The following is a 26602-nucleotide window of genomic DNA, read 5'->3' as shown; positions in this document are numbered from 1 at the left end:
TCTAATTCCTGTTCGACAACAAAGGATTCAACACGTCATGCAAGACACCATCATAAATTTCTACAGCACCAGTGACGACTACGGGGATTTTTCTAACTTTGCCGCCTGGGCCATCAAGATTGACGGCAAAACCTGGCCCACCTCAGAACACTATTTTCAGGCACAAAAGTTCCTTGATGAAAAATACCACGAAGAGATCCGCCGGATTTCCTCACCCATGATCGCCGCGCGTATGGGGCGTGACCGTTCTAAGCCCCTGCGTAAAAACTGGGAGTCGATAAAAGAAGAGGTGATGCGCAAAGCGCTTCGCGCTAAATTCGAACAACACGCAGAACTGCGCGCGCTCCTGCTGGCAACCGCGTCAGCGAAACTGGTTGAGCATACGAAAAATGATGCTTACTGGGGAGATGGCGGTAATGGTCAGGGCAAGAATCGCCTGGGCTACCTTTTAATGGAGCTGCGCGAACAATTGGCTGCGGAGAAGTAACGCATCGGGTGGCTTGTGGGCGGTAAAACAGAGAAATCTTTTTGCCGCGCTTGCAAATTGCTGACTAGCGCTTGTAGTGATATGCCGGATGCGGCGCGAACGCCTTATCCGGCCTACAAGTTGTTAAAATTCAATATATTGTAGGAACCACGTAGGCCTGATAAGCGTAGCGCATCAGGCAGTTTTGCGTTTGTCATCAGTCTCAGATGCCGGGCATTACCCGGCATAAAAGATTACTGAGCTGCGGCAGGTTTACGCGGACGGCGGCGACGTTGTTGCTCGCCTGCCGGTTTGGCATCACCAAGACGACGAGACGGTTTTGCTGCAGGCTTCGCGTTACCAGCCTTCGCACCGCTTTCTGCGCGACGCGGTTGCTGTTGACTACGACCACCGCTCTGCCCACGACCGCCGCCGCTGCGTTGCTGGCGACCGTTCTGGATCGGTTCGGCTTTAATTGACGGATCCGGCTCATAGCCCGGAACAGCGATACGCGGGATCTCTTTTTTCAGCAGTTTTTCGATATCGCGCAACAGTTTGTGCTCATCAACACACACCAGCGATAACGCTTCGCCGGTGGCTGCGGCACGACCGGTACGCCCGATGCGGTGCACGTAATCTTCCGGTACGTTTGGCAGCTCATAGTTGACGACGTGTGGCAACTCTTCGATATCCAGGCCACGCGCGGCGATATCGGTCGCCACCAGCACACGAATATCACCCGATTTAAAATCGGCCAACGCACGAGTACGCGCACCTTGCGATTTATTACCGTGGATCGCCGCACTGCGGATGCCATCTTTATTTAGCTGTTCTGCCAGATGGTTGGCACCATGTTTGGTACGTGTAAACACCAGCACCTGCTGCCAGTTACCTTTACCAATCATGTGCGACAGTAATTCCCGTTTGCGTTTCTTATCAACAAAATGAACGTGCTGAGTCACTTGCTCAGAGGCGGTATTACGGCGCGCCACTTCGATTTCCAGCGGGTTATGCAGCAGTTTTTCTGCCAGCGCTTTAATCTCGTCAGAGAAAGTCGCGGAGAACAGCAGGTTCTGGCGCTTCGCGGGCAGCTTTGTTAACACACGGCGAATATCGTGGATAAAGCCCATATCGAGCATACGGTCAGCTTCATCAAGGACGAGGATTTCTATCTGATCCAGTTTCACCGCATTCTGGTGTTCCAGGTCCAGCAGACGCCCGGGCGTTGCCACCAGCACATCAACACCGCCGCGCAGTTTCATCATCTGCGGGTTAATGCTGACGCCGCCAAACACCACCAGCGAACGAATGTTCAGGTATTTGCTGTAATCACGGACGTTTTCGCCAATCTGCGCCGCCAGTTCACGGGTCGGGGTGAGGATCAACGCACGAACCGGACGACGCCCTTTGGCGTGCGGCTCACGGGAAATCAGGTGTTGCAGTAGCGGCAGCGTAAAGCCCGCTGTTTTACCCGTGCCGGTCTGGGCACTGGCCATCAGATCACGGCCTTCCAGTACTGCGGGGATCGCCTGCTGCTGAATAGGGGTGGGTTCACGGTAACCTTGCTCGGCAACGGCGCGCAGGATATCAGGGCTTAAACCCAAAGAATCGAAAGACATAACTACTCCGAACCGCCCCGACCGTTACCGGTGTAGTTTTCAGGGAGATACTGAAAAGGAAAATGACAAAAACCACAATGTCATGAGGGAGCGGAGTGTAGCAGTTTTTGTGACGCAGCGCATAAATTATCCCTGTGACTGGCGTTGCTAAAATTCTTAGCCATACTGGACAACGCTAAAAATGAGTCATAATCTTAATCAATCATTTGATTAAGAATGGGCTGTGCGATGAATAGTCCTGCCATGACAACCAAAGGTGAACAGGCCAAAAAACAGCTAATTGCTGCGGCACTGGCACAGTTTGGTGAGTATGGAATGAACGCCACCACCCGCGATATCGCCGCCCAGGCCGGGCAGAATATCGCAGCCATCACCTATTACTTCGGTTCGAAAGAAGATTTATACCTCGCCTGCGCCCAGTGGATTGCCGATTTTATTGGCGAGCAGTTCCGTCCGCACGCCGAGGAAGCCGAACGCTTGTTCGCACAACCACAGCCGGATCGCGCCGCTATCCGCGAACTGATCCTTCGCGCTTGCAGGAACATGATTCAACTGCTCACCCAGGATGATACCGTCAACCTCAGCAAGTTTATCTCCCGTGAGCAGCTCTCTCCCACGGCGGCCTACCATCTGGTGCATGAACAGGTGATTAGTCCGCTACACAGCCACCTTACACGCCTGATTGCCGCCTGGACCGGCTGTGACGCCAACGATACCCGCATGATCCTCCATACTCATGCGCTGATTGGCGAGATTCTGGCGTTTCGTCTCGGCAAAGAAACGATTCTGTTACGTACCGGCTGGACCGCGTTCGATGAAGAAAAGACCGAACTGATTAACCAGACGGTAACCTGTCATATCGACCTGATTTTGCAAGGATTATCGCAAAGGAGTTTGTAGTGATGAAAAAACCTGTCGTGATTGGACTGGCGGTAGTGGTACTTGCCGCCGTGGTTGCCGGAGGCTACTGGTGGTATCAAAGCCGCCAGGATAACGGCCTGACGCTGTATGGCAACGTGGATATTCGCACTGTTAATCTTAGCTTCCGTGTCGGTGGTCGCGTTGAATCTCTGGCGGTAGACGAAGGTGATGCCATCAAAGCGGGTCAGGTGCTGGGCGAACTGGATCACAAGCCGTATGAGATTGCGCTGATGCAGGCGAAAGCAGGCGTTTCGGTGGCGCAGGCACAATATGATCTGATGCTTGCCGGTTATCGCGATGAAGAAATCGCCCAGGCTGCCGCTGCCGTAAAACAGGCGCAGGCCGCTTACGACTATGCGCAGAATTTCTATGCTCGTCAGCAAGGATTGTGGAAAAGCCGCACTATTTCGGCAAACGACCTGGAAAATGCCCGCTCCTCGCGCGACCAGGCCCAGGCAACGCTGAAATCAGCACAGGATAAATTGCGTCAGTACCGTTCCGGTAACCGTGAACAGGACATCGCCCAGGCGAAAGCCAGCCTGGAACAGGCGCAGGCGCAACTGGCGCAGGCGGAGCTGAATTTACAGGACTCAACGTTGGTAGCCCCCTCTGATGGCACGCTGTTAACCCGCGCGGTAGAGCCTGGCACAGTGCTCAATGAAGGTGGCACGGTGTTTACCGTTTCACTAACGCGTCCGGTGTGGGTGCGTGCCTATGTCGATGAGCGCAATCTCGACCAGGCCCAGCCAGGCCGCAAAGTGCTGCTCTATACCGATGGTCGCCCGGACAAGCCGTATCACGGGCAGATTGGCTTTGTCTCACCTACCGCTGAATTTACCCCGAAAACCGTCGAAACGCCGGATCTGCGCACCGACCTTGTCTATCGCCTGCGGATTGTGGTGACCGACGCCGATGATGCGTTACGCCAGGGAATGCCAGTAACGGTGCAATTCGGTGACGAGGCAGGACATGAATGATGCCGTTATCACGCTAAACGGCCTGGAAAAACGCTTTCCGGGTATGGACAAGCCCGCCGTCGCACCGCTCAACTGTACCATTCATGCCGGTTATGTTACGGGGCTGGTGGGGCCGGATGGCGCGGGTAAAACCACGTTGATGCGGATGCTGGCCGGGTTACTGAAACCCGACAACGGCAGTGCTACGGTCATTGGCTTTGATCCGATCAAAAACGACGCTGCGTTACACGCGGTGCTCGGCTATATGCCGCAGAAATTCGGTCTGTATGAAGATCTCACGGTGATGGAGAATCTTAATCTGTACGCGGATTTGCGCAGCGTAACCGGTGAAGCGCGAAAACAGACGTTTGCTCGCCTGCTGGAGTTTACTTCTCTTGGCCCATTTACCGGACGCCTGGCGGGTAAGCTCTCTGGCGGGATGAAACAAAAACTCGGGCTGGCCTGTACCCTGGTGGGTGAGCCGAAAGTGTTACTGCTCGATGAACCCGGCGTCGGCGTAGACCCCATCTCACGGCGCGAGCTGTGGCAGATGGTGCACGAACTGGCAGGCGAAGGGATGCTGATCCTCTGGAGTACCTCATATCTCGATGAAGCCGAACAGTGCCGTGACGTATTGCTGATGAACGAAGGTGAGTTGCTGTATCAGGGAGAACCGAAGGCTCTGACGCAAACCATGGCCGGACGTAGCTTTCTGATGACCAGCCCGCACGAAAGCAACCGCAAACTGCTGCAACGAACGCTGAAACTGCCGCAGGTCAGCGACGGGATGATTCAGGGGAAATCAGTACGTCTGATCCTCAAAAAAGAGGCCACACCAGACGATATTCGCCGCGCCGACGGAATGCCGGAAATCAACATCAACGAAACCACACCTCGCTTTGAAGATGCGTTTATTGATTTGCTGGGCGGTGCCGGAACCTCAGAATCACCGCTGGGCGCAATATTGCATACGGTAGAAGGCTCACCGGACGAGACAGTGATCGAAGCGAAAGAGCTGACCAAGAAGTTTGGCGATTTTGCCGCCACCGATCACGTCAATTTTGCCGTCAAACGCGGTGAAATCTTTGGTTTGCTGGGGCCAAACGGTGCGGGGAAATCCACCACCTTTAAGATGATGTGCGGCTTGCTGGTGCCGACCTCCGGTCAGGCGCTGGTGCTGGGAATGGATCTGAAAGAGAGTTCCGGTAAAGCGCGCCAGCATCTCGGCTATATGGCGCAAAAATTTTCGCTGTATGGCAACCTGACAGTCGAACAGAATTTACGCTTTTTCTCCGGCGTGTATGGCTTACGCGGTCGGGCGCAGACTGAAAAAATCACCCGTATGAGCGAAGCGTTCGGCCTGAAAAGCATTGCCTCACATGCTACCGATGAACTGCCATTAGGTTTTAAGCAGCGGCTGGCGCTGGCCTGCTCGTTGATGCATGAACCGGATATTCTGTTTCTCGATGAACCCACTTCCGGCGTCGATCCCCTCACCCGCCGCGAGTTTTGGCTACATATCAACAGCATGGTAGAGAAAGGTGTCACGGTGATGGTCACCACCCACTTTATGGATGAAGCGGAATATTGCGACCGCATCGGACTGGTGTATCGCGGGAAACTGATTGCCAGCGGCACGCCGGACGATTTGAAAGCGCAATCGGCCAACGATGAGCAACCCGACCCCACGATGGAGCAAGCCTTTATTCAGTTGATCCACGACTGGGATAAGGAGCATGGCAATGAGTAATCCGATCCTGTCCTGGCGTCGCGTGCGAGCGCTGTGCGTTAAAGAGACGCGGCAGATCATTCGCGATCCGAGTAGCTGGCTGATTGCGGTGGTGATCCCGCTGTTGCTGCTGTTTATTTTTGGCTACGGCATTAACCTCGACTCCAGCAAGCTGAGGGTCGGAATATTGCTTGAACAGCGTAGCGAAGCGGCGCTGGATTTCACCCACACCATGACAGGCTCACCTTATATCGACGCCACTATCAGCGATAATCGCCAGGAATTAATCGCCAAAATGCAGGCGGGGAAAATTCGTGGTCTGGTGGTGATTCCGGTGGATTTCGCGGAACAGATGGAGCGTGCCAACGCCACCGCGCCAATTCAGGTGATTACCGACGGCAGCGAGCCAAATACCGCCAACTTTGTGCAGGGTTATGTCGAAGGGATCTGGCAGATCTGGCAAATGCAGCGAGCGGAAGACAACGGGCAGACTTTTGAGCCGCTTATTGATGTCCAGACTCGCTACTGGTTTAACCCGGCGGCGATTAGCCAGCACTTTATTATTCCCGGTGCTGTAACCATTATCATGACGGTGATCGGCGCGATCCTCACCTCGCTGGTGGTGGCGCGGGAGTGGGAACGCGGCACTATGGAGGCTTTGCTCTCTACGGAGATTACCCGCACGGAACTGCTGCTGTGTAAGCTGCTCCCCTATTACGTCCTCGGCATGCTGGCAATGCTGCTGTGTATGCTGGTGTCGGTATTTATTCTCGGTGTGCCATATCGCGGTTCGCTGCTGATTCTGTTTTTTATCTCCAGCCTGTTTTTACTCAGTACGCTGGGGATGGGACTGCTGATTTCAACGATTACCCGCAACCAGTTCAACGCCGCACAAGTCGCACTGAACGCCGCGTTCTTGCCGTCGATTATGCTCTCTGGCTTTATTTTTCAGATCGACAGTATGCCTGCGGTGATCCGCGCGGTGACGTACATTATTCCCGCACGTTATTTCGTCAGCACCCTGCAAAGCCTGTTTCTCGCCGGGAATATTCCGGTAGTGCTGGTCGTGAATGTGCTGTTTTTGATCGCTTCGGCGGTGATGTTTATCGGTCTGACGTGGCTGAAAACCAAACGTCGACTGGATTAGGGAGAAGAGCATGTTTCATCGCTTATGGACGTTAATTCGCAAAGAGTTGCAGTCGCTGCTGCGCGAACCGCAGACGCGCGCGATTCTGATTTTACCCGTGCTGATTCAGGTGATCCTGTTCCCGTTCGCCGCCACGCTGGAAGTAACCAACGCCACCATCGCCATTTACGACGAAGATAACGGCGCACATTCGGTAGAACTGACCCAACGTTTTGCCCGCGCCAGCGCCTTTACCCATGTGTTGCTGCTGAAAAGTCCACAGGAGATCCGCCCGACCATCGACACGCAAAAGGCGTTATTGCTGGTGCGCTTCCCGCCTGATTTCTCGCGCAAACTGGATACCTTCCAGACCGCGCCGTTGCAATTAATTCTCGACGGACGTAACTCCAACAGTGCGCAAATCGCCGCTAACTACCTGCAACAAATCGTCAAAAACTATCAGCAGGAGCTGCTGGAAGGAAAGCCGAAGCCAAACAACAGCGAGCTGGTGGTGCGCAACTGGTATAACCCGAACCTCGACTACAAATGGTTCGTGGTGCCATCACTGATCGCCATGATCACCACTATCGGCGTAATGATCGTCACTTCGCTTTCTGTTGCCCGCGAACGTGAACAGGGAACGCTCAATCAGTTGCTGGTTTCACCCCTCACCACCTGGCAGATATTTATTGGTAAAGCCGTCCCTGCGTTAATTGTCGCCACGTTCCAGGCCACCATTGTGCTGGCGATTGGTATCTGGGCGTATCAAATCCCCTTCGCCGGTTCGCTGGCGCTGTTCTACTTTACGATGGTGATTTACGGTTTATCGCTGGTGGGCTTCGGTCTGTTGATTTCATCACTTTGTTCAACGCAACAGCAGGCGTTTATCGGCGTATTTGTCTTTATGATGCCTGCAATCCTGCTTTCCGGTTACGTTTCGCCGGTGGAGAACATGCCAGTATGGCTGCAAAACCTGACGTGGATTAACCCTATCCGCCACTTTACAGACATTACCAAGCAGATCTATTTGAAGGATGCGAGTCTGGATATTGTGTGGAATAGTTTGTGGCCGTTACTGGTGATAACGGCCACAACAGGATCAGCGGCGTACGCGATGTTTAGACGCAAGGTGATGTAACTTTTTATCTTTCGCCAGTAGCGACACTACCGCCGGGCCGGCAAGGATCGCCAGCCCTGCAATTGCCAGCAAATAGTTATTTTCCAGCACGCGGGACAACAGCCACAGCACAATCAGCGCCGCGCCAAAATACCAGGTGGTGGTCAACTCTTCCAGCACATCTGCTACCTCGCGCCAGCGTTGCTCAGGATGACGCTGTAACACCAGCATCATCACTACTGTTACACAATACAGCACGCATAACCCTACGCCGACATGAACCAGCGTCTTACTCATCCAGCCCATAACCAGCAGCGCCACTACCAGTAAATGCAACATAATCTGCCAGCAACTTAGGCCAGTTGCGACACGAACGCGTTGTTGCCACTTCATGGCTTCTCTCCTGAAGAATTTATCTCTACTAATTCAGAGTACCGAACTTTACGGAAAATTCCGTAAGACCGCACCTTTTTGTGACGCCGACTACACTATTTCAATGAGATAAGAGGCAAAAACAGGAAAATTATGCCCGACCAAACACAACATTTTTCGTTCAAGGTGCTCACCATCAATATTCACAAAGGCTTTACAGCATTTAACCGACGCTTCATTTTGCCGGAACTTCGCGACGCCGTGCGTGCCGTCAGCGCCGATATCGTCTGCCTGCAGGAAGTAATGGGGGCGCACGAAGTCCATCCACTGCATGTGAAGAACTGGCCCGATACTTCGCACTACGAGTTTCTTGCCGACACCATGTGGAGTGATTTTGCCTACGGACGTAATGCTGTATACCCGGAAGGGCATCACGGGAACGCGGTGCTGTCACGCTATCCCATTGAACATTATGAGAATCGCGATGTTTCGGTCGATGGCGCGGAAAAGCGCGGCGTGCTTTATTGCCGCATTGTTCCGCCAGTCACGGGGAAAGCGATTCATGTGATGTGCGTGCATCTCGGCTTGCGGGAGGCGCACCGTCAGGCGCAGCTTGCGATGCTTGCTGAATGGGTGAATCAACTACCGAACGGCGAACCAGTATTAGTCGCGGGAGATTTCAACGACTGGCGGCAAAAAGCCAATCATCCCTTAAAAGTACTGGCTGGGCTGGATGAGATATTTACCCGCGCCCACGGACGCCCGGCGCGAACATTTCCGGTGCAATTTCCCGTTCTTCGTCTGGACAGGATTTACGTCAAAAACGCCAGTGCCAGTGCGCCCACAGCGCTGCCGCTGCGGACCTGGCGACATCTTTCTGACCATGCCCCTTTGAGTGTGGAGATCCATCTATGAAATGTGGTTGGCGCGAAGGGAACAAGATTCAGTTACTGGAAAACGGCGAGCAATATTACCCTGCTGTGTTTAAAGCGATTAACGAAGCAGAGCAACGCATCATCCTTGAGACATTTATCTGGTTTGAAGATGACGTCGGCAAACAGCTACATGCGGCGCTGCTGGCAGCGGCGCAACGTGGGGTTAAAGCGGAAGTCTTGCTGGATGGCTATGGTTCGCCAGATCTCAGCGATGAATTTGTCAGCGAACTGACCGCGGCTGGCGTGGTATTTCGTTATTACGATCCTCGTCCTCGCCTGTTCGGTATGCGCACGAATGTGTTCCGCCGGATGCATCGCAAAATTGTGGTCATCGATACACGAATCGCCTTTATCGGCGGGATAAATTACTCCGCCGAGCATATGTCCAGCTACGGCCCACAGGCCAAACAGGATTACGCGGTGCGGCTGGAAGGGCCGATTGTTGAAGATATTCTGCAGTTTGAGCTGGAAAACTTGCCTGGGCAGAGCGCGGCACGCCGCTGGTGGCGACGTCACCATAAAGCGGAAGAAAACCGCCAACCGGGGGAAGCGCAGGTATTGCTGGTCTGGCGCGATAACGAAGAACATCGCAGCGATATCGAGCGCCACTATTTGAAAATGCTCACTCAGGCGCGGCGGGAAGTGATTATCGCCAACGCCTACTTCTTTCCCGGCTATCGATTTTTACACGCCTTACGTAAAGCGGCACGGCGCGGGGTGCGGATCAAACTGATTATTCAGGGTGAACCGGATATGCCGATTGTCAGGGTTGGCGCGCGTTTGCTCTATAACTATCTGGTTAAAGGCGGCGTTCAAGTGTTTGAGTATCGCCGCCGCCCGCTCCACGGCAAAGTGGCGTTAATGGATGATCACTGGGCGACGGTAGGCTCCAGTAATCTCGATCCGCTCAGTTTGTCGCTGAATCTCGAAGCTAACGTCATCATCTACGATCGTAATTTTAACCAGACGCTACGCGACAATCTTAATGGCATCATCGCCGCCGATTGTCGGCAGGTAGATGAAAGTATGCTGCCCAAACGCACCTGGTGGAATCTGACTAAAAGCGTGCTGGCATTCCACTTTTTGCGCCACTTCCCGGCGCTGGTGGGCTGGCTTCCGGCGCATACGCCGCGTCTGGCACAGGTTGAGCCGCCCGCGCAACCGGCAATGGAAACGCAGGATCGGGTAGAAACAGAAAATACGGGGGTAAAGCCCTGATGAGTAAATCCCATCCTCGCTGGCGCTTAGCAAAGAAGATCCTTACCTGGCTATTTTTTATCGCGGTGATTGTGTTGCTGGTGGTCTACGCCAAAAAAGTGGACTGGGAAGAGGTCTGGAAGGTCATCCGCGACTATAACCGCGTTGTGCTATTGAGTGCGGTCGGGCTGGTGGTCGTCAGTTATCTGATTTACGGCTGCTATGACCTGCTCGCCCGTTTCTACTGCGGTCACAAACTGGCGAAGCGCCAGGTGATGCTGGTGTCATTTATCTGCTATGCCTTCAACCTGACGCTCAGTACCTGGGTCGGCGGGATTGGGATGCGTTATCGCCTTTATTCGCGTCTGGGATTACCGGGCGGCACCATCACACGCATTTTCTCGCTGAGTATTACCACCAACTGGCTGGGCTATATTTTATTAGCCGGGATTATTTTTACCGCAGGCGTGGTGGAGTTACCGGATCACTGGTATGTCGATCAAACCACGCTGCGTATTCTCGGCATTGGCTTACTGATGATTATCGCGGTTTATTTATGGTTTTGCGCTTTCGCGAAGCACCGCCATATGACCATCAAGGGGCAAAAGCTGGTGCTGCCTTCATGGAAATTCGCCCTCGCTCAGATGCTGATTTCCAGCGTTAACTGGATGGTGATGGGGGCAATTATCTGGCTGTTACTTGACCAAAGCGTGAATTATTTCTTTGTCTTAGGCGTGTTACTGGTTAGTAGTATTGCTGGTGTCATCGTGCATATTCCGGCGGGGATTGGCGTGCTGGAAGCGGTGTTTATCGCGCTACTGGCAGGAGAGAATACATCCAAAGGCACAATTATCGCCGCCCTACTCGCTTACCGTGTGCTGTATTACTTTATCCCGCTGCTGCTGGCGCTGATCTGTTACCTGTTGCTGGAAAGTCAGGCGAAGAAGCTACGGGCGAAAAATGAAGCGGCGATGTGAAGTTCGGTTAAGTTCTTTTGGTTTGTGCAGATTGTTAGCAACGTGCTATTTGTTCATGGCGGATGCGGCGTAAACGCCTTATCCGCCCTACAAAACCGGGCTAAATTAATAGATTACAATTCCAGTCTGTGCCTGCTAAGCGTAGCGCATCGGGCTCATTGCGTTTCCTCACAATTTTACCCAAGAAAGAAATTTACCTATTTTTCTATGACTAATGAAAAAACCGCGTATGCCTTTGCCAAACAAGTGTTATAGCTATTGCTGCAAGAATCCCGAAGAAGCCGATAAAATAATAATAGAGAGTTAACGCCCCTATAAAAGCGCAACGACAATCACCACCAAAGAGATTAAAAAAAGATACATTACACCTGCAATGGCAGCATTTATCTTATTGATATCTTTACTTAAGCCATATATACAAAAAATTATATTTATGGATGCGCCCCCATGTCATGGGCGCATTTTATAACAGGCTTTTATTCATTGTCGTTTTAATTAGAAAAAATCCCGACGCCAGGCCGGGATTTGGAGGGGAAACGGAATTAACGGCGGTTGCCAAAAATCCGCAGCAACATCAGGAACAGGTTGATGAAGTCGAGATACAACGTTAATGCGCCAAGAATTGAATATTTGCGCAGGTTCGACGTGTCGCGGGTATCAATCTGCTCACCCATATTTTTCAGTTTCTGGGTGTCATAGGCGGTCAGGCCGACAAAGACAATCACTCCGATATAGGTCACCACCCACATCAACGCCTCGCTTTTCAGCCAGAAGTTCACCAGCGAGGCGATGACAATGCCGATTAACGCCATAAACAGCATATTGCCGAAGCCGCTTAAATCGCGCTTCGTGGTGTAGCCGTACAGACTCATCGCACCGAACATTCCGGCGGTAACAACGAAAGTACTGGCGATAGAGGCGGCGGTGTAGACAATGAAAATGCTGGAAAGCGTCAGACCTGTCAGCGCCGAATAAAGCATAAAGAGCATGGTTGTCACACCCGCGCTGAGCTTTTGAATCATCGCTGATAACACAATTACCAGAGCTAATTGCGCTATTACCAGACCAATTAAAAAGATGCGGTTGGTGAAAAGCAGCTCCATCACGGCGGCGGAGTTAGCAGCATACCAGGCAACAAACGCGGTCAACAACAGGCCAACGGTCATCCAGCCATAGACCTGTGCCATATAGGTTTGCAGGCCAGTCCTGGCTTGTACGATTGAATCAGAACGTGGGAATCTGTCCATGAAGATCTCCTGAAGATATAAGGAATATCTAAAGGATACTGCAAATGATGAGGGTGTGCATCGCCGCAGCGTAAACGTATGTCCGGTACGGTGAAATTGCCGGATGCAGCTCTATGCCTTATCCGGCCAACAAAAAACTACCAGCGTTTTGCTGCCTGCTGATCGCTCTCCCGCGCTTCGACCCAGCGGTCACCTTCCGGCGTAGCTTCGCGCTTCCAGAACGGTGCGCGGGTTTTGAGATAATCCATAATAAACTGCCCGGCCTCAAACGCACTACTGCGATGCGCACTGGTAACGCCGACAAAAACGATTTCATCACCCGGCCATAATTCGCCAATACGATGAATCACCGTGACTCGCCCCAGCGGCCAGCGGTTACGCGCTTCATCAACGATTTCCGCCAGTGCTTTTTCAGTCATTCCCGGATAGTGTTCGAGGGTTAATGCTTTTACGCTGTCACCCAGGTTATGGTTACGCACCTTACCGGTAAAGGTGACCACCGCACCGTCTTCATCACGCTCAGCCAGCCACGGATACTCTTCCCCTACGCTGAACGGCTGCGGTCCGACAACAATTTTGGTTTCAGCCATCTTAGCCTCCGGTTACCGGCGGGAAGAAAGCCACTTCGTCGCCGTCAGTTAGCGGATGGTCGAAACTCACCAGCGTCTGGTTGACGGCAGCCAGTAATTTGCCATCTTCCAGCGCCAGCGCCCAACGATCGCTCTGCGCTGCCAGGTGCTGGCGTAACGCTTCAACGGTTGGAAAATCCGCGGCAACGTCGGTTGCATCGGTCCCCACCAGCTCGCGCACCTGGGCGAAAAAAAGAACTTTAATCATCCGCTTCCACCTTAAAGTCACCCGACTTGCCGCCGCTCTTCGCCAGCAGGCGTACCGGACCAATCACCATATCTTTTTGCACGGCTTTACACATATCGTAAATGGTCAGCGCCGCCACGGAGGCCGCGGTTAACGCTTCCATTTCGACGCCGGTTTTCCCGGTCAGGCGGCATAAGGTTTCTATACGTACCCGATTGTGTTCCGGCTCTGCCTGCAAATTGACTTCAACTTTACTGAGCATTAGCGGGTGACACAGTGGGATCAGATCCCATGTACGTTTTGCCGCCTGAATACCGGCAATCCGCGCGGTGGCAAATACGTCGCCTTTGTGGTGACGACCATCGATGATCATCGCCAGCGTCTCGCTGCGCATGGTGACAAAGGCTTCCGCCCGTGCTTCACGTACAGTTTCCGCTTTGGCGGAGACATCCACCATGTGCGCTTCGCCAGCGGCGTTGATATGAGTCAGTTGCGACATACTTATTTCTTCAAATGTGGATGGAAATTGCATGGACGTGTACGGGCATCCAGTTGCGGCGCGATGATATTTTCCCATGCGGTGTGGCACGCTTTGGTCGAACCCGGCATAGCGAAAATCAGTGTCTTGTTAGCAACGCCCGCTACCGCACGAGATTGCAACGTTGCGGTGCCAATCTCTTCGAATGACAACATACGGAATACTTCACCGAAGCCTTCGACTTCACGATCGAACAGCGGCAGCAACGCTTCTGGTGCCTGATCGCCTTCCGTCAGTCCGGTGCCGCCAGTAATCAGCACCACTTGCACATCGTCGCTGGCGATCCACGCAGATACCTGCGCGCGGATGGCGTAGCGGTTTTCTTTAACAATCGCTTTATCGACAATGTGATGGCCCGCTTCCTGCGCCGAATCGCGCAGATAATGACCGGAGGTATCGTCTTCTTCACCGCGACGATTAGAAACCGTAAGAATAGCAATACGGGTCGGGATAAATTCAGTGCTTACCTGACTCATCTGATCTCTCCTTTTGACGTTTTAGCCGCCAATGTACGATAAGTTTTGCGTAATACCGGTGTTATTTTGATGCAGGAAATGGGTCTGTTTTTTCTCCCGCAGCGCCGCTGAAATACGCGCTTCCAGTGCCTGTTGCTGGGCATCATCTTCCAGCAGATCGCGCAGGTTAACGCCGCCTTCACCAAACAGGCAGAGATGGAGTTTACCAATGGAGGAGACGCGCAGACGGTTGCAGGTGGCGCAGAAATCTTTTTCATACGGCATGATAAGGCCGATTTCTCCGGCGTAATCCGGATGACAAAAGACTTGCGCGGGGCCGTCGCTGCGTTGACGAAGTTGATGGATCCAGCCGCGACGCAGCAGTTCGTCACGCAGAATCTGACCAGAGATATGGTGCTTACGGAAAAGTTCGCTACCCTCGCCCGTTTCCATCAGTTCGATGAAACGTAACTGGATGGGGCGATGCTGGATCCAGTTCAGAAAGGTGTCGAGCTGGTGATGATTGACATCGCGCATCAGCACGGTATTGACTTTGACCTTCTCAAACCCGGCTTCAAATGCGGCATCAATCCCCGCCATCACCTGGTTGAATTTATCCTGACCGGTAATAGCATAAAACTGGCGAGCGTCGAGGCTATCGACACTGACGTTAATCCCCGTCAGTCCGGCATCGCGCCAGTTCGCCACGTCGCGTTCCAGGCGGTAACCATTGGTGGTGACCGCTATCTGACGAATAGCGTCGTTTTCCCGCACGGCTGCGATGATATCGGTAAAGTCGCGGCGTAAAGACGGTTCACCGCCTGTCAGACGTACTTTTTCGGTGCCCAAACTGGCGAAGGCGCGAGTAACCCGGCGAATTTCATCGACGGTCAGAAAGCCTTTATTGGTGACGCCGCTCGGCTTATAGCCATCCGGCAGGCAGTAGGTGCAACGAAAGTTACACACATCGGTAATCGACAGGCGCAAGTAATAAAACTTACGCGCAAATGCATCAGTCAGTTGTGAAGCCATGTACACCTTTCCAGATACGGGAGGCGAAGTCATTTCTTCCTTCGCCCTGGTGGCAATCTTTATGAGCATTGTCACGGCCAAAGCACCATATCAGTTGACCCAGGTGCAGAGGCTAGAGTGTTTAGTGGTTATGTCGATACTAGCGTGTAAATGAGATTTTTACCATTCACACTTTCCGCTATGTAATCATATATATAGCGTCATGATCGTGCTATTTCGCTACAGAATAAGGGAATATGGCGGTTTTACTTTGATATACATCATCAGGGATGCACAGCGAACCTCGTCCTTTAGAGGTAGAAGAAAATATTTGTATCCTCAATATTGGCAGGTTAATTGCCGTTTCCCTGTCAGTTGCGCTACTGTAGCGCGGATAATCTGACTTCAGGAATCTATATGCGCAATCGTACGCTGGCTGACCTTGATCGTGTTGTTGCACTCGGCGGAGGGCATGGATTAGGACGCGTTCTTTCATCACTTTCATCTTTAGGCTCTCGTTTAACGGGCATTGTCACCACCACCGATAATGGCGGTTCAACAGGCCGTATTCGCCGCTCAGAAGGCGGCATTGCCTGGGGCGACATGCGCAACTGCCTCAACCAACTGATAACGGAACCGAGCGTCGCCTCCGCGATGTTTGAATACCGTTTTGGCGGCAATGGCGAGCTTTCCGGTCATAATCTCGGAAACTTGATGTTAAAGGCGCTGGATCACCTTAGCGTGCGGCCTCTGGAAGCCATCAATTTAATTCGTAATCTGTTGAAAGTGGACGCGCAATTAATTCCGATGTCAGAGCATCCCGTTGATCTGATGGCCATTGACGATCAGGGGCATGAAGTTTATGGCGAGGTCAATATCGACCAGTTAACTACGCCAATTCAGGAATTGCTCTTAACCCCGAATGTGCCCGCAACGCGTGAAGCGGTTCATGCTATCAATGACGCAGATCTGATCCTTATCGGACCTGGCAGTTTTTATACCAGCCTGATGCCAATTCTGCTGCTTAAGGAAATGGCACAGGCATTACGCCGCACGCCAGCGCCGATGGTTTATATCGGCAATCTGGGGCGTGAATTGAGCCTGCCTGCGGCGAATCTGAAGCTGGAAAATAAGCTGGCGATTATGGAACAGTATGTCGGGAAGAAAGTGATTGATGCCGTAGTCGTTGGGCCGAAAGTGGATGTTTCTGCGGTCAGCGACAGAATAGTGATTCAGGACGTACTGGAGGCCAGCGATATCCCCTATCGCCATGACCGCCAGTTGTTACATAACGCACTGGAAAAGGCGTTACAGGCATTGGGTTAACGGGAAGCCGGAAGAGAATTCCGGATTCAGATTGCTGACAAAGTGCACGTTATCCATGCCGGATGCGGCCTACAAGCCGCGCAAATTCAATATATTGCAGAGATCATGTAGGCCTGATAAGCGTAGCGCATCAGGCAATTTTGCGTTCTCATTAGCCTCAAACCAGAAGAACATTCCTGCTTCTTCATCTCGTCACGACGCGGCAATAAACAGCTCACGCAACTGATGCAACTGGTCACGGATTTGCGCCGCCTCTTCGAATTCGAGGTTTTGCGCATGTTTCATCATCTGCCCTTCCAGCTCATGGATTTTCTGCTGCAACGCTTTTGGCGACATATCCATCGGCACATTATCCGGCTCAACAATCGGGCGCGATTTCCCTCTGCCCTTCGCTTTGGTTTTGGCAATGTTCTGCCCCAGCGCCAGGATATCGACCACTTTTTTATTAAGACCTTGTGGCGTAATACCATGCTCTTCGTTGTACCGCTGCTGTTTCTCACGACGACGTTCCGTTTCGCCAATCGCTTTCGCCATCGACGGGGTTATCTTATCACCGTAGAGAATCGCTTTGCCGTTGATGTTACGCGCCGCACGGCCAATGGTCTGGATCAGCGAACGTTCTGAACGCAGGAACCCTTCTTTGTCAGCATCGAGGATCGCCACCAATGAGACCTCCGGCATATCCAGACCTTCACGCAGTAAGTTGATCCCCACCAGTACGTCGAACTCGCCCAGACGCAAGTCGCGGATAATCTCCATACGCTCAACGGTATCAATGTCGGAGTGAAGATAACGCACGCGCTCACCGTGTTCTTCCAGATATTCCGTTAGATCTTCCGCCATTCGCTTGGTCAACGTCGTCACCAGAACGCGTTCGTTAATTGCCGCACGCAGGCGAATCTCCGAAAGAAGATCATCGACCTGGGTCGCTACCGGACGCACTTCGATAATCGGATCGAGCAAGCCAGTCGGGCGCACCACCTGATCCACCACGTCACCACCGGATTTCTCCAGTTCGTAGTTACCTGGCGTCGCAGAAACATAAATCGTTTGCGGAGCCAGCGCTTCAAACTCCTCAAATTTCAGCGGACGGTTATCCAGCGCCGATGGCAATCGGAAACCATACTCCACCAGAGTCTCTTTACGCGCCCTGTCACCGCGATACATTCCGCCAATTTGTGGAATGGTGACGTGAGATTCATCGACCACCAGCAGACCATCGGCAGGCAGGTAATCAAATAACGTCGGCGGTGGTTCGCCAGGTCCACGCCCGGAGAGAAAGCGCGAATAGTTTTCAATCCCCGAACAGTAGCCCAGCTCATTCATCATCTCCAGATCAAACTGGGTTCGTTGAGTCAGACGCTGCTCTTCCAAAAGTTTATTGTTTTCCAGCAGCACTTTGCGTCGGTCCGCCAGTTCTGTTTTGATCTCTTCCATCGCCTGCACAATGCGTTCACGCGGCGTAACATAGTGCGTTTTCGGGTAGATGGTAAAACGTGGGACTGTTGAAACGATTTGCCCGGTTAATGGATCAAACAACGACAATCGTTCAACTTCTTCATCAAACAGCTCCACGCGTAGCGCAATGTCGTCGGACTCCGCCGGGAAAATGTCGATCACTTCACCACGCACGCGGAAGGTCCCGCGCTGGAATGCCTGGTCATTGCGGGTATATTGCAACTCCGCCAGGCGACGCAGGATCGCACGTTGGTCGATAATCATGCCGACCGTGAGGTGCAGCATCATTTTGAGATATAAATCAGGATCACCCAGACCATAAATAGCGGAAACTGACGCAACAACAATAACATCCCGCCGCTCCAGCAACGCTTTGGTTGCTGAAAGACGCATCTGTTCAATATGTTCGTTTACCGAGGCATCTTTCTCAATAAACGTATCAGAGCTTGGTACGTAGGCTTCCGGCTGATAGTAGTCGTAGTAGGAGACGAAGTATTCCACCGCGTTTTCCGGGAAGAATTCTTTCATCTCACCATAAAGTTGCGCTGCCAGCGTTTTGTTGGGTGCCAGCACCATCGTTGGGCGTTGCAGATCAGCAATGACATTAGCAATGGTGAAGGTTTTCCCCGACCCCGTCACACCGAGCAGAGTCTGGTGCGCGAGGCCATCCTCCAGCCCCTCTTTGAGGCGGCGAATCGCCTCCGGCTGATCGCCAGAAGGTTTGAACGCGGAATTCAGTTTGAATGGTTTACTCATGAGTCGCTACCTGAAGGAGTGGGCGGGCAGGTGTGTAATTTTACTCGTCATGATTAATAATGCCAACAAATAACACTGGATAAAAAAACAGGCTCACACCACAATATCTCTGTTACGCCGTAAACTAAGGTGTCAACCGTAGGCAAAATTGACGCAGTGACGAGATAAAACACCAGTGTTGCAGGGTTATCCCCAGAGCAATGGCTTTTTTAACATTTGTCAAGATGGCTGATGACGGATTTATTGCAGGAGATGACACTTTCCTGACAGCCATTGCATTTATCTAACCAATTAAAAAATAACATATATTTCTTTAAGCCGTCTTTAGCGCCAATTTGCGTGCAGGCCGCGTATTCTCTCGCTTACATTACGTTTTCTAACTCTAATGCACATGGTTATCCACAGGAATAGTGGATAACTGCCTGCAGCCCCTATGTCCAGCCGCCTGGGCAATTCCCATACTAATCGTATAATGCAGGGGTAAAAATTTTTTCGCGATTTTTTTAGCCTTTGATTGGTTAAATTACGGACGACTGAAAACGCCAGCTCGCTCGCAATTCAACCAATTTTTTGCTACTTCAGTGAAGTGAGAGTGATATATCTTCCGGTTAACGCACTTTCTGGATTTTCCTCAAGCCAGGGGATTTCCCCCAGCAGCGGTGCAGGAATCATTCGTGTGAGAGTGGCCATATATTCGACATGCCGTTTGCCTGGCGGCGTGACATCGTTTGCCACCCAGCCTGCGAGAGTGAGTCCAGCCTGCTGTACTGCCTGTGCTGTCAGCATCGCGTGATTAATGCAGCCCAGTTTTATCCCAACGACCAGAATCACCGGCAGTTGTTCGCTCTTCACCCAATCGGCAAAAGTGAAAGTAGCAGAAAGCGGCGTAAACCAGCCACCAGCGCCTTCCACTAACACCCAGTCAGCCTGTTGCCCCAGCGCGCGTAATCCGGCGCTCATTACCTTCGGCTCAATCGGTCTCCCCTCTTCCGCGCTGATGATATGTGGCGAAGTAGGTTCAGCGAAGGTGTAAGGATTTACCGTGGCGTAATCCAGGTGCAAGCTGCTGTTGCGCTGTAACGCCAGCGCGTCGCTGTTACGTAAACCTTCTGTAGTCATTTCGCTGCCGGAGGCCACCGGTTTATAACCTGCTGTCCGGTAACCTGCAGCCTTAGCGGCCTGTAAAAGCGCACAACTGGCAACGGTTTTCCCCACTTCGGTGTCCGTCCCGGTAACAAAAAAGCGTTTACTCACGAGTAATCACTCCCAAAAAAAGATGATAAGTCAGAGGGTATCGCCCCTGTTGTTGCGGCCAGGCCAGTTGCAATCGCTGTAACTGTGAACGCGTTAATACTCGCTGGTCGCGCCCTTCGTGAAGATGCGTTGCACCAATACCTTTCAGTGAACGCATGGCGCTGAGTGCGTCATCAAACCACAGCGTAATGGGTTGAATATTGTATTGATGACGAAAACCTTTCAACGCCCGTTCAATTTCTGCTGGCGGTAAAAAGTGATTAGCGTGGGGGCGTGCGTCTACAGCCTGCCATGCCTGATGTAGCTCTGGTAATGAGCCTTGTGCCAGGGTGGTAAACGCCACAATTCCGCCAGGACACACTACCCGATAAAGCTCGCGTAATGCCGTAGATAATTCAGCGCACCATTGCACGGCAAGGTTGCTCCACGCGAGATCAAACGTCGTGTTCGCCAGCGGTAAGGATTCGATATCCCCCGTCAGGTAATGATGTGCGGCATCCTGCTGACGTGCCTGTACAAGCATAAGCGGAGAGAGATCCAGTGCCGTCACCTGTGCGCTACGTTCACGCCAGCGGCGGCTCATCCAGCCAGGCCCGCAACCAGCGTCCAACACCCGGGCGTACTGGCGTTGCGGGAGCATTGCCAGTAAGGCGTCGGCACTCTGGCGCTGCAACTCTGCGTGTTGCTCATACTGTGAGGCTGCCCGACCAAATGCCGCCGCAATGGCCTGCTTATTAACCGTTGCCATGCAGCACCTCCAGCAGACGGTCGATATCCGGTATTTCATGCCCTGCGGTTAAAGTCAGGCGCAGCCGCGCGGTGCCAGCGGGTACGGTTGGCGGGCGAATCGCCGTCACCCAGCAACCTTGCTGACGCAGGTTTTCTGCCAGGCGTAGCGCGCGAGCGTTATCACCAACGATTAATGGCTGGATGGCACTGCATGAGTCCGCGAGAGTAAATGGCGAACCCTGTACTCCACTACGAAAACGTGCAATCAGATCCGCCAGTTTTTCCCGCCGTGCGTCACCCTCTTCGCTACGAATCACCGCCAGCGATGCACGTAATGCCTGCGCCTGAGCGGGCGGCATACTGGTGCTGTAGATAAGATGGCGGGCAAACTGCAACAGATAATCTGCCACGCTATCGGAGCAAAGTACCGCCGCCCCACTGACGCCAAATCCTTTGCCAAAAGTCACCACCAACAATTCTGGTTTCATCTTTTGCTGCCAGCAACTGCCGCGCCCCTGCTCACCGATAACGCCCGTCCCGTGGGCATCGTCGACCATTAACCAGGCGTTGTGCTGTTGCGCTACTTGCCGGATTTCTGCCAACGGCGCGCTATCACCGTCCATGCTAAACACGCCTTCTGTCACCACCAGTTGCTGCCCCGGACAGGAGGCTGTAAGCAGACGCGTCAGATGAGTGACATCGTTATGGCTAAAACGGCGAAGCTGCGCCGGACTTAAACTGGCAGCCTCCAGCAACGAAGCATGACTAAGACGGTCGGCAACGATGCGATCCTCTTTCGCCATCATCGCGGCAATGACCGCCTGATTGGCAGCGAAACCGGAGATAAACAGTAGCGCCCGCGAATAGCCCAGCCACTCCGCCAGTTCTTCTTCCAGCGCCTGATGCACCACGCTATAACCGCTGACATGCCCGGAACCGCCGCTACCGACACCAAATTGTTCCACACCCTGCTGCCAGGCGCGGATGATGTGCGGATGATGGCTTAAACCGAGGTAATCGTTACTGGAAAAGTTCAGATACTGGCGACCATCTGCCACCAGCCAGCGTCCGGCTCCCTGCGCCACCGGATAGCGACGACGCAGGGCATCAGCTTCGCGCCGCGCATCAAGCGCCGCGTCGATTTTCTCCTGCCAGGTCATAGGGCTGCCGCGTTGTAGTATTCGTCAGTGTCCGGGGTCATCAGCGCCTGCTCCAGACGCTGCTGTTGTTCGTTATCGCCCGCCAGAACGGCGGTTTGTTGCGGATTCAGCCCCAGTTTGCGGAACAGTTGCAGGTCTTTATCTTCTTCCGGATTCGGCGTGGTCAGCAATTTGCAGCCGTAGAAAATCGAGTTAGCCCCAGCCATAAAGCACATCGCCTGAGTCTGTTCATTCATCTGCTCGCGTCCGGCAGAAAGACGCACATATGAGGTCGGCATCATGATCCGCGCCACTGCAATGGTACGAATAAAATCAAAGGCATCGACATCATCGTTATCTGCCAGCGGCGTGCCTTTCACCTTCACCAGCATGTTGATCGGCACACTTTCCGGTGGCGTCGGCAGATTCGCCAGTTGTAGCAATAATCCGGCGCGATCTTTCACCGTTTCACCTAAACCAACAATGCCGCCAGAACAGACTTTGATCCCGGCTTCGCGCACTTTTTCCAGCGTATCAAGACGCTCCTGATAAGTGCGTGTAGTGATGATGTTGCCGTAAAACTCCGGCGAGGTATCAAGGTTGTGGTTGTAGTAATCCAGCCCGGCATTCGCGAGGCGCTGCGCCTGGGATTCGCTCAACGTGCCCAGCGTCATACACGCTTCCAGGCCCATCGCTTTTACCCCCTGCACCATTTGTTCCAGGTACGGCATATCGCGCTCGTGCGGATTTTTCCACGCCGCGCCCATGCAGAAGCGCGTCGAGCCAGCCGCTTTCGCTTTGCGCGCTGATTCCAGTACCTGTTCGACTTCCATCAACCGCTCAGCTTCCAGACCGGTTTTATAGCGAGAGCTTTGCGGGCAGTATTTGCAATCTTCCGGACAAGCGCCGGTTTTAATCGACAGCAAAGTGCTGACCTGTACCTGGCGAGGATCGAAATGCTGACGGTGAACCTGCTGCGCTTCGAACAGCAGATCCAGTAATGGTTTTTCAAATAATTCTGTGACTTGCGACAATGTCCAGCGTGGGCGGTGAGCCATGGGGCTTCTCCAAAACGTGTTTTTTGTTGTTAATTCGGTGTAGACTTGTAAACCTAAAGCTTTTCAATTTGGTTTACAAGTCGATTATGACAACGGATGATCTTGCCTTTGACCAACGCCATATCTGGCACCCGTACACATCCATGACCTCCCCACTACCGGTTTATCCAGTGGCGAGCGCAGAAGGTTGCGAACTGATTTTGTCTGACGCCAGACGCCTGGTTGACGGTATGTCTTCCTGGTGGGCGGCGATCCACGGCTACAATCACCCACAGCTCAATGCCGCGATGAAATCGCAAATTGATGCCATGTCACACGTGATGTTTGGCGGTATTACCCATGCGCCAGCCATTGAGCTGTGCCGCAAACTGGTGGCAATGACGCCGGAATCGCTGGAGTGCGTTTTTCTCGCGGACTCCGGTTCCGTGGCGGTAGAAGTGGCGATGAAGATGGCGTTGCAGTACTGGCAGGCCAAAGGCGAAACGCGCCAGCGTTTTCTGACCTTCCGCAATGGTTATCATGGCGATACTTTTGGCGCGATGTCGGTGTGCGATCCGGACAACTCAATGCACAGCCTGTGGAAAGGCTACCTGCCGGAAAACTTGTTTGCTCCCGCCCCGCAAAGCCGTATGGACGGCGAATGGGATGAGCGCGATATGGTGGGCTTCGCGCGGCTAATGGCGGCGCATCGTCATGAAATCGCTGCCGTAATCATTGAACCTATTGTTCAGGGCGCAGGCGGGATGCGTATGTACCATCCGGAGTGGTTAAAACGAATCCGCAAAATGTGCGATCGCGAAGGTATCTTGCTGATTGCTGACGAGATTGCCACCGGTTTTGGCCGTACCGGCAAACTTTTTGCCTGCGAACATGCGGGTATCGCACCGGATATTTTATGTCTCGGCAAAGCCTTAACGGGCGGTACAATGACGCTTTCCGCCACACTCACTACGCGCCTGGTTGCGGAAACCATCAGTAACGGCGAAGCTGCCTGCTTTATGCATGGGCCAACTTTTATGGGTAATCCGCTGGCCTGCGCAGCAGCAAACGCCAGCCTGACGATTATCGAATCTGGCGACTGGCAGCAGCAGGTAGCGGCTATTGAAGCACAACTACGCGAGCAACTCACACCCGCCCGTGACGCCGAAATGGTTGCCGATGTCCGCGTGCTGGGGGCTATTGGTGTGGTCGAAACCACACGCCCGGTAAATATGGCGGCTCTGCAAAAATTCTTCGTCGAACAGGGGGTATGGATCCGGCCATTTGGCAAACTTATCTACCTGATGCCACCCTATATTATTCGCCCGGAACAGTTACAGCGCCTGACGGCAGCCGTTAACCGAGCGGTACAGGATGAAACATTTTTTTGCCAATAACGAGAAGTCAGCGTGAGTGTTTCTGGCTACACTTTCTGCAAACAAGAAAGGAGGGTTCATGAAACTCATCAGTAATGATCTGCGCGATGGCGATAAGTTACCGCATCGTCATGTCTTTAATGGCATGGGCTACGATGGCGATAATATTTCGCCGCACCTGGCGTGGGACGACGTTCCTGCGGGAACCAAAAGTTTTGTTGTCACCTGTTACGATCCGGATGCGCCAACGGGTTCTGGCTGGTGGCACTGGGTAGTTGTTAACTTGCCTGCCGATACCCGCGTATTGCCGCAAGGGTTTGGCTCTGATCTGGTGGCTATACCAGACGGTGTTTTGCAGACGCGTACCGATTTTGGTAAAACCGGATACGATGGCGCTGCGCCACCGAAAGGCGAAACCCATCGCTACATTTTTACCGTTCACGCACTGGATGTAGAACGTATTGATGTCGATGAAGGTGCCAGCGGCGCGATGGTCGGCTTTAACGTCCATTTCCACTCTCTGGCAAGTGCCTCGATTACCGCGATGTTCAGTTAAATACTCTGCCAGATGGCGCGATACCATCTGGCATCACTTAAAGGTATTAAAAACAACTTTTTGTCTTTTTACCTTCCCGTTTCGCTAAAGTTAGTATAAAAAAGCAGGCTTCAACGGATTCATTTTTCCATTTCAAAGCCCGGAGCAACCTGTGAACACATTTTCAGTTTCCCGTCTGGCGCTGGCACTGGCTTTTGGCGTGACGCTGACCGCCTGTAGCTCAACACCGCCCGATCAACGTCCTTCTGATCAAACCGCACCTGGTACGTCTTCTCGCCCGATTCTGTCGGCAAAAGAAGCGCAGAATTTCGATGCGCAGCACTATTTCTCCTCACTGACGCCAGGTGCTGCAGCGTGGAATCCTTCACCGATTACCCTGCCCGCGCAACCTGACTTTGTTGTTGGACCAGCGGGTACACAAGGTGTGACGCACACGACCATTCAGGCTGCGGTGGATGCGGCAATTATCAAGCGCACCAATAAGCGCCAGTATATTGCCGTGCTGCCAGGTGAGTATGAAGGCACGGTTTACGTTCCTGCAGCTCCGGGTGGAATCACTTTGTACGGTACGGGTGAAAAACCGATTGATGTCAAAATTGGGCTTTCCCTTGATGGTGGAATGAGTCCTGCCGACTGGCGTCACGACGTCAACCCACGCGGCAAATATATGCCAGGTAAACCAGCGTGGTATATGTACGATAGCTGCCAGAGCAAACGCAGCGACAGTATCGGTGTACTGTGTTCTGCGGTCTTCTGGTCGCAAAACAATGGTCTGCAACTGCAAAATCTGACCATCGAAAACACCCTGGGCGATAGCGTAGATGCGGGTAATCATCCGGCGGTGGCGCTGCGTACCGATGGCGATAAAGTGCAGATCAATAACGTCAATATTCTCGGTCGTCAGAATACCTTCTTTGTCACCAACAGCGGTGTGCAGAACCGTCTGGAAACCAATCGCCAGCCGCGTACACTGGTGACAAATAGCTACATTGAAGGGGATGTGGATATCGTTTCCGGTCGTGGCGCAGTGGTGTTCGATAACACCGAATTCCGCGTGGTGAACTCTCGTACCCAGCAGGAAGCGTATGTTTTTGCACCGGCGACGCTGTCTAACATCTATTACGGTTTCCTCGCGGTAAACAGCCGTTTCAATGCTTCTGGTGATGGTGTCGCGCAATTAGGCCGCTCGCTGGATGTTGATGCCAATACCAACGGTCAGGTGGTAATCCGTGACAGTGTGATCAACGAAGGCTTCAACACTGTCAAACCGTGGGCCGATGCGGTGATCTCTAATCGTCCGTTTGCGGGTAACACCGGCAGCGTTGATGATGATGACGAAGTGCAGCGCAATCTGAATGACACAAACTACAACCGTATGTGGGAATACAATAACCGCGGCGTGGGTAGCAAAGTGGTTGCAGAGGCGAAGAAGTAAGCGCTGTTAACTATTTATTGGCCGGATGCGGCGTAAACGCCTTATCCGGCCTAC

The 26602-nt window shown here is 52.9% G+C and carries 26 protein-coding genes, 1 pseudogene and 1 riboswitch; of the genes and pseudogenes, 13 read left to right on the top strand and 14 right to left on the bottom strand.

Annotation, left to right across the window (positions count from 1 at the left end):
* Positions 1-4 precede the first annotated feature (4 nt).
* Positions 5-487 carry an NADAR family protein gene (locus A1SC_RS20500; RefSeq protein ID WP_072274915.1) on the top strand — a complete coding sequence of 161 codons (483 nt, stop codon included), beginning with the start codon at positions 5-7 and terminating at the stop codon, positions 485-487.
* Between the two features lie 233 nt (positions 488-720).
* Here the strand turns inward: A1SC_RS20500 and rhlE are convergent, their stop codons facing one another.
* Complete coding sequence (rhlE, locus tag A1SC_RS20505; protein ID WP_000007078.1) at positions 721-2085, bottom strand: ATP-dependent RNA helicase RhlE; 1365 nt, start codon at positions 2083-2085, stop codon at positions 721-723.
* Positions 2086-2313: 228 nt separating this feature from the next.
* Here rhlE and cecR point away from each other — a divergent pair, with 228 nt between their 5' ends.
* The 5 genes from cecR to A1SC_RS20530 are packed head-to-tail and all read left to right on the top strand — an operon-like array spanning position 2314 to position 7955.
* Entirely contained in the window at positions 2314-2985 is a 672-nt protein-coding gene (gene cecR / locus A1SC_RS20510) for a DNA-binding transcriptional regulator CecR (RefSeq protein ID WP_024191852.1), read from the top strand.
* 2 nt (positions 2986-2987) lie between these two features.
* A complete protein-coding gene (hlyD, locus tag A1SC_RS20515) occupies positions 2988-3983 on the top strand; it encodes a secretion protein HlyD (protein ID WP_001516038.1) in 996 nt (331 codons plus the stop codon).
* Positions 3976-5712 carry an ATP-binding cassette domain-containing protein gene (locus A1SC_RS20520; RefSeq protein ID WP_000997115.1) on the top strand — a complete coding sequence of 579 codons (1737 nt, stop codon included), beginning with the start codon at positions 3976-3978 and terminating at the stop codon, positions 5710-5712. Before hlyD ends, A1SC_RS20520 begins: the two co-directional genes overlap by 8 nt.
* Positions 5705-6838, top strand: coding sequence for an ABC transporter permease (locus tag A1SC_RS20525; protein WP_016248501.1), 1134 nt, complete (start codon positions 5705-5707; stop codon positions 6836-6838). The genes A1SC_RS20520 and A1SC_RS20525 overlap by 8 nt, the downstream gene beginning before the upstream one ends.
* 10 nt (positions 6839-6848) lie before the next feature.
* Positions 6849-7955 carry an ABC transporter permease gene (locus A1SC_RS20530; RefSeq protein ID WP_016261833.1) on the top strand — a complete coding sequence of 369 codons (1107 nt, stop codon included), beginning with the start codon at positions 6849-6851 and terminating at the stop codon, positions 7953-7955.
* On the opposite strand, the gene A1SC_RS20535 is transcribed toward A1SC_RS20530, so the two are convergent.
* Entirely contained in the window at positions 7917-8327 is a 411-nt protein-coding gene (locus tag A1SC_RS20535) for a YbhQ family protein (protein WP_000871975.1), read from the bottom strand. The genes A1SC_RS20530 and A1SC_RS20535 overlap by 39 nt on opposite strands.
* Positions 8328-8459: 132 nt before the next feature.
* Here A1SC_RS20535 and A1SC_RS20540 point away from each other — a divergent pair, with 132 nt between their 5' ends.
* The 3 genes from A1SC_RS20540 to A1SC_RS20550 are packed head-to-tail and all read left to right on the top strand — an operon-like array spanning position 8460 to position 11415.
* The gene (locus A1SC_RS20540; protein WP_001516034.1) at positions 8460-9221 is read left to right on the top strand and encodes an endonuclease/exonuclease/phosphatase family protein; all 762 of its coding nucleotides are present in this window, start codon (positions 8460-8462) and stop codon (positions 9219-9221) included.
* Positions 9218-10459, top strand: coding sequence for a cardiolipin synthase ClsB (clsB, locus tag A1SC_RS20545; protein ID WP_000649633.1), 1242 nt, complete (start codon positions 9218-9220; stop codon positions 10457-10459). Before A1SC_RS20540 ends, clsB begins: the two co-directional genes overlap by 4 nt.
* Positions 10459-11415, top strand: coding sequence for a lysylphosphatidylglycerol synthase domain-containing protein (locus tag A1SC_RS20550; RefSeq protein WP_016261832.1), 957 nt, complete (start codon positions 10459-10461; stop codon positions 11413-11415). The genes clsB and A1SC_RS20550 overlap by 1 nt, the downstream gene beginning before the upstream one ends.
* 211 nt (positions 11416-11626) lie before the next feature.
* On the opposite strand, the pseudogene A1SC_RS26135 reads toward A1SC_RS20550, so the two are convergent.
* From A1SC_RS26135 to moaA, 7 genes and pseudogenes are all read right to left on the bottom strand, one after another.
* Positions 11627-11743: pseudogene (locus A1SC_RS26135) on the bottom strand (BAX inhibitor (BI)-1/YccA family protein); the annotation flags it as partial.
* A gap of 214 nt (positions 11744-11957) precedes the next feature.
* A complete protein-coding gene (locus A1SC_RS20555; protein ID WP_000373618.1) occupies positions 11958-12662 on the bottom strand; it encodes a Bax inhibitor-1/YccA family protein in 705 nt (234 codons plus the stop codon).
* A gap of 137 nt (positions 12663-12799) precedes the next feature.
* On the bottom strand, positions 12800-13252 hold the full coding sequence (gene moaE / locus A1SC_RS20560; RefSeq protein ID WP_000852287.1) for a molybdopterin synthase catalytic subunit MoaE: 453 nt from the start codon (positions 13250-13252) through the stop codon (positions 12800-12802).
* Position 13253: 1 nt separating this feature from the next.
* A complete protein-coding gene (gene moaD, locus A1SC_RS20565) occupies positions 13254-13499 on the bottom strand; it encodes a molybdopterin synthase sulfur carrier subunit (protein ID WP_001516032.1) in 246 nt (81 codons plus the stop codon).
* A complete protein-coding gene (gene moaC, locus A1SC_RS20570) occupies positions 13492-13977 on the bottom strand; it encodes a cyclic pyranopterin monophosphate synthase MoaC (protein WP_000080885.1) in 486 nt (161 codons plus the stop codon). The genes moaD and moaC overlap by 8 nt, the downstream gene beginning before the upstream one ends.
* Positions 13978-13979: 2 nt before the next feature.
* Positions 13980-14492 (bottom strand): molybdenum cofactor biosynthesis protein B, encoded by a 513-nt coding sequence (gene moaB, locus A1SC_RS20575; protein WP_016261831.1) that lies wholly within the window; start codon positions 14490-14492, stop codon positions 13980-13982.
* 21 nt (positions 14493-14513) lie between these two features.
* Positions 14514-15503: a GTP 3',8-cyclase MoaA gene (gene moaA / locus A1SC_RS20580; RefSeq protein WP_001516029.1), complete on the bottom strand. Its 990-nt coding sequence runs from the start codon at positions 15501-15503 to the stop codon at positions 14514-14516.
* Positions 15491-15635: riboswitch (molybdenum cofactor riboswitch) on the bottom strand. (Overlaps the previous gene by 13 nt.)
* A 264-nt stretch (positions 15636-15899) precedes the next feature.
* Here moaA and yvcK point away from each other — a divergent pair.
* On the top strand, positions 15900-16808 hold the full coding sequence (gene yvcK / locus A1SC_RS20585) for a uridine diphosphate-N-acetylglucosamine-binding protein YvcK (protein WP_001246027.1): 909 nt from the start codon (positions 15900-15902) through the stop codon (positions 16806-16808).
* Positions 16809-17000: 192 nt separating this feature from the next.
* Here yvcK and uvrB read toward each other — a convergent pair whose 3' ends face one another.
* The 5 genes from uvrB to bioB form a co-directional block, all read right to left on the bottom strand.
* A complete protein-coding gene (uvrB, locus tag A1SC_RS20590; protein ID WP_000042544.1) occupies positions 17001-19022 on the bottom strand; it encodes an excinuclease ABC subunit UvrB in 2022 nt (673 codons plus the stop codon).
* Between the two features lie 573 nt (positions 19023-19595).
* Positions 19596-20276, bottom strand: coding sequence for a dethiobiotin synthase (gene bioD, locus A1SC_RS20595; protein WP_016261830.1), 681 nt, complete (start codon positions 20274-20276; stop codon positions 19596-19598).
* On the bottom strand, positions 20269-21024 hold the full coding sequence (gene bioC / locus A1SC_RS20600) for a malonyl-ACP O-methyltransferase BioC (RefSeq protein ID WP_001516028.1): 756 nt from the start codon (positions 21022-21024) through the stop codon (positions 20269-20271). The genes bioD and bioC overlap by 8 nt, the downstream gene beginning before the upstream one ends.
* Entirely contained in the window at positions 21011-22165 is a 1155-nt protein-coding gene (bioF, locus tag A1SC_RS20605; RefSeq protein ID WP_016261829.1) for an 8-amino-7-oxononanoate synthase, read from the bottom strand. Before bioF ends, bioC begins: the two co-directional genes overlap by 14 nt.
* The gene (gene bioB, locus A1SC_RS20610; RefSeq protein WP_000951218.1) at positions 22162-23202 is read right to left on the bottom strand and encodes a biotin synthase BioB; all 1041 of its coding nucleotides are present in this window, start codon (positions 23200-23202) and stop codon (positions 22162-22164) included. The genes bioF and bioB overlap by 4 nt, the downstream gene beginning before the upstream one ends.
* An 86-nt stretch (positions 23203-23288) precedes the next feature.
* Between bioB and bioA the strand changes: the two genes are divergently transcribed.
* The 3 genes from bioA to A1SC_RS20625 all read left to right on the top strand — a co-directional run bounded on the left by bioA (position 23289) and on the right by A1SC_RS20625 (position 26548).
* Entirely contained in the window at positions 23289-24578 is a 1290-nt protein-coding gene (gene bioA / locus A1SC_RS20615) for an adenosylmethionine--8-amino-7-oxononanoate transaminase (RefSeq protein ID WP_016248498.1), read from the top strand.
* Positions 24579-24636: 58 nt separating this feature from the next.
* Positions 24637-25113, top strand: a complete 477-nt coding sequence (locus tag A1SC_RS20620) for a kinase inhibitor (protein ID WP_001516024.1) — start codon at positions 24637-24639, stop codon at positions 25111-25113.
* A gap of 151 nt (positions 25114-25264) precedes the next feature.
* A complete protein-coding gene (locus A1SC_RS20625) occupies positions 25265-26548 on the top strand; it encodes a putative acyl-CoA thioester hydrolase (RefSeq protein WP_001091591.1) in 1284 nt (427 codons plus the stop codon).
* Positions 26549-26602 lie beyond the last annotated feature (54 nt).

Source organism: Escherichia sp. KTE52, from assembly GCF_000408325.1.
GTDB classification, from domain to species: Bacteria; Pseudomonadota; Gammaproteobacteria; order Enterobacterales; family Enterobacteriaceae; genus Escherichia; species Escherichia marmotae.
Note: the sequence above shows the minus strand (reverse complement) of the source record. Positions and strands in the feature narration are given on the sequence as shown.